Annotated in this window: 10 protein-coding genes; all 10 read right to left on the bottom strand. The window is 60.9% G+C overall.

Annotated features, from left to right (window positions below; all coding sequences use genetic code 11):
* Positions 1–94: 94 nt before the first annotated feature.
* A complete protein-coding gene (locus tag ACLFKU_RS38125; RefSeq protein ID WP_410852631.1) occupies positions 95–1,039 on the bottom strand; it encodes a nitrate- and nitrite sensing domain-containing protein in 945 nt (314 codons plus the stop codon).
* Positions 1,036–1,278 carry a hypothetical protein gene (locus ACLFKU_RS38120; RefSeq protein ID WP_410852630.1) on the bottom strand — a complete coding sequence of 81 codons (243 nt, stop codon included), beginning with the start codon at positions 1,276–1,278 and terminating at the stop codon, positions 1,036–1,038. Before ACLFKU_RS38120 ends, ACLFKU_RS38125 begins: the two co-directional genes overlap by 4 nt.
* Complete coding sequence (locus tag ACLFKU_RS38115; protein ID WP_410852629.1) at positions 1,262–1,528, bottom strand: hypothetical protein; 267 nt, start codon at positions 1,526–1,528, stop codon at positions 1,262–1,264. The genes ACLFKU_RS38120 and ACLFKU_RS38115 overlap by 17 nt, the downstream gene beginning before the upstream one ends.
* Before the next feature lie 173 nt (positions 1,529–1,701).
* Positions 1,702–2,856, bottom strand: a complete 1,155-nt coding sequence (locus ACLFKU_RS38110; protein WP_410852628.1) for a porin — start codon at positions 2,854–2,856, stop codon at positions 1,702–1,704.
* 125 nt (positions 2,857–2,981) lie between these two features.
* Positions 2,982–4,607: a bifunctional 3-(3-hydroxy-phenyl)propionate/3-hydroxycinnamic acid hydroxylase gene (locus tag ACLFKU_RS38105; protein ID WP_410852627.1), complete on the bottom strand. Its 1,626-nt coding sequence runs from the start codon at positions 4,605–4,607 to the stop codon at positions 2,982–2,984.
* Positions 4,604–5,374 (bottom strand): HpcH/HpaI aldolase family protein, encoded by a 771-nt coding sequence (locus ACLFKU_RS38100; protein ID WP_026228773.1) that lies wholly within the window; start codon positions 5,372–5,374, stop codon positions 4,604–4,606. Before ACLFKU_RS38100 ends, ACLFKU_RS38105 begins: the two co-directional genes overlap by 4 nt.
* Positions 5,371–5,832 (bottom strand): nuclear transport factor 2 family protein, encoded by a 462-nt coding sequence (locus ACLFKU_RS38095; RefSeq protein WP_410852626.1) that lies wholly within the window; start codon positions 5,830–5,832, stop codon positions 5,371–5,373. The genes ACLFKU_RS38100 and ACLFKU_RS38095 overlap by 4 nt, the downstream gene beginning before the upstream one ends.
* A 21-nt stretch (positions 5,833–5,853) precedes the next feature.
* A complete protein-coding gene (locus ACLFKU_RS38090; protein ID WP_410852625.1) occupies positions 5,854–6,657 on the bottom strand; it encodes a 2-keto-4-pentenoate hydratase in 804 nt (267 codons plus the stop codon).
* Positions 6,632–7,540, bottom strand: coding sequence for an alpha/beta fold hydrolase (locus ACLFKU_RS38085; protein ID WP_410852624.1), 909 nt, complete (start codon positions 7,538–7,540; stop codon positions 6,632–6,634). The genes ACLFKU_RS38090 and ACLFKU_RS38085 overlap by 26 nt, the downstream gene beginning before the upstream one ends.
* Complete coding sequence (locus ACLFKU_RS38080) at positions 7,537–8,472, bottom strand: 3-carboxyethylcatechol 2,3-dioxygenase (RefSeq protein ID WP_410852623.1); 936 nt, start codon at positions 8,470–8,472, stop codon at positions 7,537–7,539. The genes ACLFKU_RS38085 and ACLFKU_RS38080 overlap by 4 nt, the downstream gene beginning before the upstream one ends.
* Positions 8,473–8,479 lie beyond the last annotated feature (7 nt).

The following is an 8,479-nucleotide window of genomic DNA, read 5'->3' as shown; positions in this document are numbered from 1 at the left end:
AAACCCGCACCTTCGTCAGCTTCCATCGCCAGCGTCTGCTGCTTCATCCTGTTCTGCCTTCCTTATCCACTCCGCTCTATAACGCTCCGAGTAGCTATGCGGTGGACTTGATCAGCAATGCCTTAAGGCTGTCGAGCGCGCGGGCTTCGAGCGCAAAGAGCGGGTCCAACGCGCCCGTGAAAGTTTTGATGTAGTCGATTGCCGCGTAGTGGATCGCGTCGGCACTGACGATCTCTCGGGTCGCCAGATCAAGGGCCGCGCGAATCGACGTATTGGCGCGATCGAGCTCGTCCGCGAGCGCGGCACTGAGTTCGGGCTCCGCATGAAAGGCCTTGTCGAAAGCCTTTCCCAGATCGTCGGCCTGATCCGATGCAGCGTTGGCCAGCGAGGCGAGCATGGCCCGTTCCGTTGGGCTCGCTTCTCCTCTGGCCAGTATTCCGGCGCCCCGGGACCGCGTGAGGCTCAGCGTTGCGGTGGCCTTCGGCAAGCTCACGAGCGCCGCACGCACGAGATAGTGCGTCCCCACCTCGGAATCGAGAGCGAGGCCGGTGTCGTCAAGCAGGAGATCGAGAATGGAGAGGTATTGTTCGATGATCTCCGTGTGGCGCATGGTGGATTCCTTGTCGCTGAGCTTGCGCGCGTCGACTGCCGCTGCAATCTCACGCCAGTTCGCGACCGCGCTTTCCCAGGCGCGCATCATGTCGGGACGGCGCGTTCGTGCTTTCTGATCCTGGTCGATGCGGGCGATGGCCTGGTCCACCGCTGCCCGCGTCGCTTCGCGACTCGCGGCGACGGTGTTTTTGCCGCCTAGCAGCGTGGCGGCTTGCGCCCGGTGCTGCAGCGTCAGCTGAATCAACGACAGGAGCGCGCGTGCGGACTCAAGGCCTGCCTGTTCGGTGCTGGCAGCGCTCACGGCGTTCAACGATGACTTGAGCTGGAGGTACGTTGGCACGCCTATGGTGGGCAGAATCAGGATCCCCAGCAGGAGAAGCTTTCGCGCGATAGGCAGGCGATCAATAAACGATATCAACGATTTCATGATTTCCGAGAGCAGGCGTTTCGAAAGCGGTCAGCGCGCAACGGCGCGCCGAAACGGGTAGTGCGGATGCCAGGGGCGGGCAGTGCTTTATCCTTGCCGGCATACGCGTAGCCGGACGCGGGCGGCAGCGGCCCCTTGATCCGGCCGCCTTGCCCTGGCCGGATGTCGGTGACGCGCGTGGTCCGTCCTGCCTTGACCTGCGCGAGCAAGTCGAAGGCTTTCTCATGCGGCACGTGCATGTCGTTGTGCCTTGATCGTTCCGTTCGCGCGCCACGCAGCGATCTCATTCATCGTGAACCCGGCTTCAAGCAGGATTTCGTCGTTGTGCTGCCCGAGCGTCGGCGGCCCGTGCGCGACCGACTGTGGCGCGCCGTCGACCTGAAATCCGCTGCGCGTGACCGTGATGCTGTCGCGCTCCGGATCGTCGATCAGCAGGGTCATCGTCAGTTCGCGGTGCGCCACCTGCGGCTGTGCGAGCGCCTGGGACACGCGCACGCCCGTCAGTAGTTGGCTGCGAATGACTATCCCGACTAGATTTCGACTGTATTCGCGTTGTACGAATTTCACCGCTTCGACGCCTCCGTTTCGCCGGTTCCGGCACGTTGCGGAGGCGTCGTTTTTCAAGCGGGTGAAGTCAGGCGCGATGCGACTGAGGGCGCGCTTTAGAACAGGTGACGAATGCCAGCCACGACCACCGTCTGGCTCCCGTTGCTCGACGGCGCCAGCAGGTACGTAACGGCTTTGGCGTCGGTCGCACGCTGATAGTTGGTAAAGACGTAGACGTTGGTACGCTTCGACAACAGATAGTTGATGCTGATCTGTCCCATGTTCCAGTGCGGAGCCGCGTCGATACCGCCGCCGTATTGCCCCTTCGTGTAGACATAGGCCGCGCCGAGCACGAGGAACGGCGTGATGTCGTAGGTGGCGTTGACGTCGAAGTTGTCGAGATGCAGCGACGTGTGGTCGAGATAGTCGTACCGCACGTCCGTGACGAGGCCGGTCAGGCGCAGCTTGCTGAACGAGTATTGCGCGGCGCCGCCGAATTCGCGCTGACGGCTCACGCCCGCGTTCCGGTTGATCGGGCTGGTATGGAACAGCAGGAACGGCGGCCCGATGTAATCGTCGGTGACCGCGCCGTTCGGATTCAGCGTCGGGCCCGGGTAATTCGTATTCAGGCCGACCAGCGCCAGCTTGAGCGGCCCGTTGTCGTAGGCCACGCCCGCGCTCACCGAGCGATTCACGGCCCACTGGCCGGCCGCGTTGCTCATCGCGTACATGACCGACCCACGCAGGCCGTTCACCGTCGGCGACTGGTACTTGATCGAGTTGTTGTAGCGATACGATCCGAACAGATTGTCGTTGTCGCCGATATGGGCGGCGAGGCCCAGCGCGGCAACCGGCGCTTCGAAACGGTCGAGATAGTCGAACGGAATGTCGTACTGGCGACCGAGCGTCACCGTACCCCACGACTTGCCGCTCAGGCCGACGTAGGCCTGGCGTCCGAACATGCGTCCACCTTGCTGGAACTTGCCGTTGGTGATGTCGAAGCCGTTTTCGAGCACGAAGATCGCGTTGAGACCGCCGCCCAGATCTTCGACGCCGCGCAGGCCCCAGCGGTTATTCTGCATCGTGCCTGCAATCATCTGGACGGACGAGCTTCCGCCCACGTTACTGACCCAGCCCACGCCCGTGGAGATAATGCCGTACAGCGTGACCGAACTCTGTGCGTGCGCAGCCTGGGCGCCAAAGAGCAAGGCGGCGAGGGACGCCAATGCTGCGCCCCGGCGCAGCACGGCGTTGGGTGACTTCGAATTCATATGCATCTCCAAAGCGTAGTTATAAGAGTGGACTGCAATACGAAAAGCGGACTGCCCGAAAGCAGTCGCGCTACGTGCCTGATAAACCGATCAATTTGCCGCGTCTGGCGCGGCCTATAGCGACATTACTGCTGCGGCAGACAGAAATGCGCAGCGTCTAATACACGTGCCAGCACATCGTCTAGCTCCTGTGCCAAGCATTCGGCGGCAACCACATGGTCAGGACGAACGACAACCGCACCGACCGGCCTAGCGTCAAACCAGGCTTGCAAGCTGGGCTCTCCACCCAGGTCACCGATCACCGTAACTCCCGCAGGGGCGTGACGACGCGCCCACGGCAGTTGTGCTTTAGGCACCACCTGAACAAGTCGCACGCGCAGATGCGCTAGCGCAGCGCAACGTTCGGCCGAAATAAAAGCCATCGGATTGTTGTTCCACATCAGGACGCGCCAACCCTGACCGGTGGCGTCGTCGAGCAGCATTTCGACGCCTTGAGCGTTGGTCACTCGTGGCTGCGGGAAGATGGCACCAGCCATGCGGGGCACATCGCGCGCCGCCAGCGTCTTGAAGCTCGGCAGCGGCGTGTGTACCACCACACCTTTGTCGAACTTGGGTTGAGGCTTGAAGGCCTGCCGCTTCTGTGCTTCACGTTCCTCGGGTGTGCGGTTGGCAGCGATGCGGTCTCGTTCCGCAGCTTTCGCGGGGTCGTGATCCGTCATTTCCTTGGCCATGCCAAGTGAGACGGCGACCATCTGCTTGACGTGCCCCATTCGCTCCATCTCGTACGTTTCGAGCAGAGCATCGCCGCATGCGCCATTGATCACCGCACCAAGCTTCCAGGCCAGATTGAAAGCGTCGCGGATGCCGGAGTTCCATCCCTGTCCACCGACCACCGGCATCACGTGCGCGGCATCGCCCGCGAGGAAGATGGAGCCAACCTTGAACTGTCCGGCCACACGCGCGTGGTGCCGATAGACCCGACGACGAATGATCTCCAGCTTGGTTGGGTCAGGCACATGCGGTGCCAGCAGCGCGTGGATGTAGTCATCGTTTTCCACCAGCGAAGGATCTTCGCTTTCGAACAGCGTGAATTCCCAACGACGGATCCCATGAGGCAGTGCGATGCTGGCATAGCTGCGTTTCGGGTCGCCGCCGAACACGGCGTGCGGCGTTCCAATGGGGTCGTTGGCAACGTCAATGACGATGCCAGCGGATGGTCGAGTTTCGCCGTCGAACGAAATACCCAGTTGCGTGCGAGTGCGCGAGGAACCGCCTTCTGCTGCGACTACGTAGCGTGCGCGCAGCTTCTCGCCACACTCAGTCGTGGCCACCACGCCCTCGCCATCTTCGAGCAAATCGACGACCTCGGTACTGAACCGCACCGCTGTGTTCGGAAAACGCTTGAGCCCGTCAAGCAGCACCCTATCCACCAGCGGCTGTACAAATCCGTTGCGGCGGGGCCACCCGAACTCGCGAGTCGTCGGGTTGACTTCAGAAAGGATCTGTCGATCGCCGTTGACCATATAGATCTTCTGATCGGGGATGGTGTGAGGCAACACCTCATCCACAAGGCCGGCAGTCTGCATCGCCCGCAGGGCTTCGTCGTCGATGCCCACTGCGCGTGGGTAGTCGATCAGGGTCTCGCTCTTCTCGACGAGAAGAACATTAACTCCCTGCTGTCCAAGCAGGTTGGCTAGCATGAGGCCAACAGGCCCCGCACCGATGATGAGAACGTCCGCGGTTTTGCTCATGAGCGATTCCTTGTAGATAGTGCGGTCTTGAGTTCGTTGATGTTGTCGCCGAGCGCGCGATTCAACAAAACGAGATCGATACCGAATGCGACATAGTCAACCAGTCCATCGGCCAACAACGCCGCGGTGTATGCAGATTTGCCTGAATAGATGCCGAGGGTCACGCCATGGGCCTGGGTGAGTTCGCGCAAGTGGACGATCGCGTCGCGAACAGGCCCGTCGTCCCAGTCACCACGCCCCGGCAGGCCATAGGAAACGGCAAGATCGGCAGGACCGATGTAGATCGAGTCCAGCCCCGGAGTAGAGATGATTTCCTCCGCGCGTTCGACGCCGATCCGGGTCTCGATCTGGGCAATGGTCGAGACGGCGAGATTGCCTGCTTCGGCATACGAATCACCGATGTAGAGCCCTGGTCTCGACGGTCCCATGCTGCGATTACCAATGGGTAGATATTTGGTCGCAGCCACCAAGGCCTGTGCCTGCTCGCGCGATTCGATAGTGGGGGCAACGATGCCGCGCGCGCCGCTGTCAAGCAGGCGCAGGATCTGGCCGGGGTCAGTCGAGCCGACACGCGCCCAAGCGTAAGCGTTGTCGCGAGGAATCGAGCGCAGGATGCCACACGCGGCGTCGAGACCGAGTTCGCCATGTTGAAGATCGAGGATGACGCCGTCGTAGCCGGCAACCTTCGCCCATTCCGGAATGGAGAACGAAGGCAGCGTCTGATGCACCAATATCTTGGGCCCGCTCGCGAGAGCTGCTGTTTTCATGGCTTGCTCTCACGTTCTGTGAGCCGCGCCGCATGCGCAGCAGCAGCGTTGCCTCCGAAGACTGGCACGATCTCGCGGCGGGAGAATCGCCACTGACCTTCAACCTTGCGATACCGCTCACGGAACTCACCCACAGAAGCGGGCTGTGTCTGCGGCTCGTTGGTGTCGCGGAACGTCAGATACTGCACGGTGCCGGCCACTTCATCGCCGTCCCAGACCAACCGGATTCCACCAATGAAATGGCGGCTGACGATGTCGGCTTGCTTCACCCGCTTGGCACCCCAAGCCTTGCTCTGCTCGCGATTCATCGTGCCCAAGGGGCCGACTGAGACACCGTCTTCGGTATAGAGCTCCCACGCGGTATCGGCCTGGTTGTGATCCAGGCGGTAAAGCATCTCGGAAATGAGCTGCTCAATCTCGACGCGGGTGACTGCATCAACGGGGCAATAGTTACTCATGGTGTAGCTCTCTCTCTAAACTCATGCCTTCGAATCGACACTCGCGACCACGCGGCCGAGACCGGTAATGGTGGCAACACACTCGACATCCATCGGCCAAGGCTCGATGTAGCCGATCGAACCCGAAAGCAGTATCTCGCCAGCTCGCAACGGCTGCCCCGTGCGGATGGCGGTTTCGGCCAGCCAAAGCACGGCGTTGATCGGGTCGCCGAGCACGTTGCTCCCAACGCCGCGGGTAATCTCCTTGCCGCCCCCGGTAATCACCATTTCGACCGCTTTGAGATCTACCGAGCCATAGGGATGCTTTTCCTCGCCTACCACGATGCCACTGCATCCGGCGTTGTCGGCGATGGTGTCCACAATCTGCCCCACGCTGCCGTCGTAGCGGAAATCAACGACCTCGAACGCTGGTGTCACGTAGTCAATGGCCGCCGCCACTCGCTCGAGCGTGGCATCGAAAATATCGCTCTTGAGCACAAATGCGACTTCGGCTTCGATTAGCAATCGGTTGTAGCGCGACTTGGGCAACACCGCACCCGACTGGAAAACCATGTCGTCGTGGATGACTCCGTAGTCGGGTTCACTAATGCCGACGCGCTTTTGCACGTTCGGATTGGTCAGTCCCACTTTTCGACCTACCCTGCGCACGCCCAGATTTCGTTCGCGCAGTGCGGCGAACTCAGCCGAGATTGCATAGGCCGCGTCAAGGTCGCGCTCAGGCAATCGCGGGCTGACGTAAGGAACGGTATAGACACCAACGCGGGCGTCGTAGAGCTCACGAGCGATGCTATGGATAGTTTCAGAGGGGATGGTCATAGTGGTCATGTTCTGGCTCGCTCTGGCGGTGCTGTTTGTCGAGGAAGGAGACGGCCGCCGCATTGAACACCTCCGCACCTTCCCACTGGGGCCAGTGCGCAGCGCCCTCAACAAGCAGAAACTCGCCTTGAGGAATAAGCGCAGCCAAGCGCCGGCCTTCTGAAGCGTCGCCAGTGGGTTCATGGTCTGTCCAGACAAAGAGCGCTGGCACGGGGATGGCCGCGAAATCCTGATCTGTGACACGGTTGCGCCAACGCTGTTCCGGCTGACGCAACACCGAGATATGAGCCATGTTTGCCCCGCTCGGATCCCGGCTGTATATAGCTTGGCGAACGCGCACTAACTCTTCCGTTATCTTCTGTGGGTCGTGGATCACGACCTGAAGGCGCTTTTTGACGTTCTCGAACGTCGGCTCGGTGACCGCTTGCTTGCTCACTGATTGCGCCTTGTCTACCTTCTGCTCGCCAACCACGCGGCCGCCGGGCGCACTCAGAATCACGCTCAGCAAACGATTAGAGTGGTGGGCAGCAAACTTGACCGCGATCCATCCCCCGAGTGACTCCCCGGCAAGATGGACACGCTTCAGATTGAGCACATCCAGCAGCCCTAGCAAGTGCGACTCGTACTCGGGGATTTCCAAGTCGTGATCGGTCAGGGTTGTGTACCCATGACCTGGATAGTCGTAACCGATGACACGGTAGCCAGCCTGAACCAGCGCACGCACGTTCTGCGTCCAGGCCTCAATGTGGCCACTGGTGCCATTGGCAAGCACTACGACCCTGTCACCTTCGCCGAGGTCGAGCACACGCGTGCGCCACGGCCCGACGTCAACGTAATGCAGACGATGCGGAAGATCGGACACTGCTTCCCAGAAGGTCACAAGACGGTTCATGCTGCACATCCCGCCTGAACGGCAAAACCGGCGCCCCAGCTCTTGACGGCCCAATAACGGTCGACAGACAGCTTGTATTTACCAGCCGTTGAGAGCGCGGCATAAGCCGCTATCCAGCTGCGCATCTCATGTGCAGCTGAGCCACCATCAATGACGAACTGGTCGTTGTCCCACGTATCAACCGGTGACAAATCACCCGATCGGAAGGTGTCAAGCAGCAAGGTATCCCAAGCCTCGTTCAGCGGGGCACTCGAACCCTTGCCATCCGCAATCCTCTGGATCGCATCCACGATGGCCTGTTCACGTGTGCGGCGCTCTTCGCGCGTGGGGGCATAGGAAACCAAACGTGCTTTCAGTTCGGGAGGAGCCCCCTCCCAACGCGGAATTGGCGGGGAATGCGAAATGCCCCCCGACGCGATGAAGAGCACGCGCTTTCCAAGCTGTAGCGCAGCTTTGCCAAACGCCTCACCCATCTCGCGCACACGCTTCATCGGTGTCAACGGAAAGGCAATTGCGTTGACGAACACCGGGACGATGGGCCGCGTATGACTCTTGCCAAACAAGAAGTCCACGGGCTGCATGACGCCATGATCAACCGTCATTCGCTCAGATCGCGCGATGTCGATGCCCTGATTCAGCACTGCGGCATGCAGCTGGCGCGCGGTCTCGCCATCAACATTGATGAAGCCCTCGGTCGTGCCGTAGTCGCCGATTCCCTCAGCCTGCGCACCGATCACCCACGGGGCGATGGACGAATACAGCTGGCCATTGAAGTGATCGGGCCCAAAAACGACGACGACCTCGGGGGCGAAACGCTCAACGAAGGCGCGAACCTCCTGGATGCCGGCCATGATTTCAGCAAGCGTGGTACCGCCTGGATCGACGTTACCGAAAGACGGCGCATGGGATAGAGCTGCGACAGCGAGTGACATGTGTATT

The organism is Paraburkholderia sp. EG304 (assembly GCF_046543485.1).
GTDB lineage: Bacteria > Pseudomonadota > Gammaproteobacteria > Burkholderiales > Burkholderiaceae > Paraburkholderia > Paraburkholderia youngii.
Note: the sequence above shows the minus strand (reverse complement) of the source record. Positions and strands in the feature narration are given on the sequence as shown.

What these genes read in the sequence shown, in the direction of transcription:
- ACLFKU_RS38125 (WP_410852631.1), bottom strand. Translation starts at nt 1,039, where the DNA reads ATGAAATCGTTGATATCGTTTATTGATCGCCTGCCTATCGCGCGAAAG.
- ACLFKU_RS38120 (WP_410852630.1), bottom strand. Translation starts at nt 1,278, where the DNA reads ATGCACGTGCCGCATGAGAAAGCCTTCGACTTGCTCGCGCAGGTCAAG.
- ACLFKU_RS38110 (WP_410852628.1), bottom strand. Translation starts at nt 2,856, where the DNA reads ATGAATTCGAAGTCACCCAACGCCGTGCTGCGCCGGGGCGCAGCATTG.
- ACLFKU_RS38105 (WP_410852627.1), bottom strand. Translation starts at nt 4,607, where the DNA reads ATGAGCAAAACCGCGGACGTTCTCATCATCGGTGCGGGGCCTGTTGGC.
- ACLFKU_RS38100 (WP_026228773.1), bottom strand. Translation starts at nt 5,374, where the DNA reads ATGAAAACAGCAGCTCTCGCGAGCGGGCCCAAGATATTGGTGCATCAG.
- ACLFKU_RS38095 (WP_410852626.1), bottom strand. Translation starts at nt 5,832, where the DNA reads ATGAGTAACTATTGCCCCGTTGATGCAGTCACCCGCGTCGAGATTGAG.
- ACLFKU_RS38090 (WP_410852625.1), bottom strand. Translation starts at nt 6,657, where the DNA reads ATGACCACTATGACCATCCCCTCTGAAACTATCCATAGCATCGCTCGT.
- ACLFKU_RS38085 (WP_410852624.1), bottom strand. Translation starts at nt 7,540, where the DNA reads ATGAACCGTCTTGTGACCTTCTGGGAAGCAGTGTCCGATCTTCCGCAT.
- ACLFKU_RS38080 (WP_410852623.1), bottom strand. Translation starts at nt 8,472, where the DNA reads ATGTCACTCGCTGTCGCAGCTCTATCCCATGCGCCGTCTTTCGGTAAC.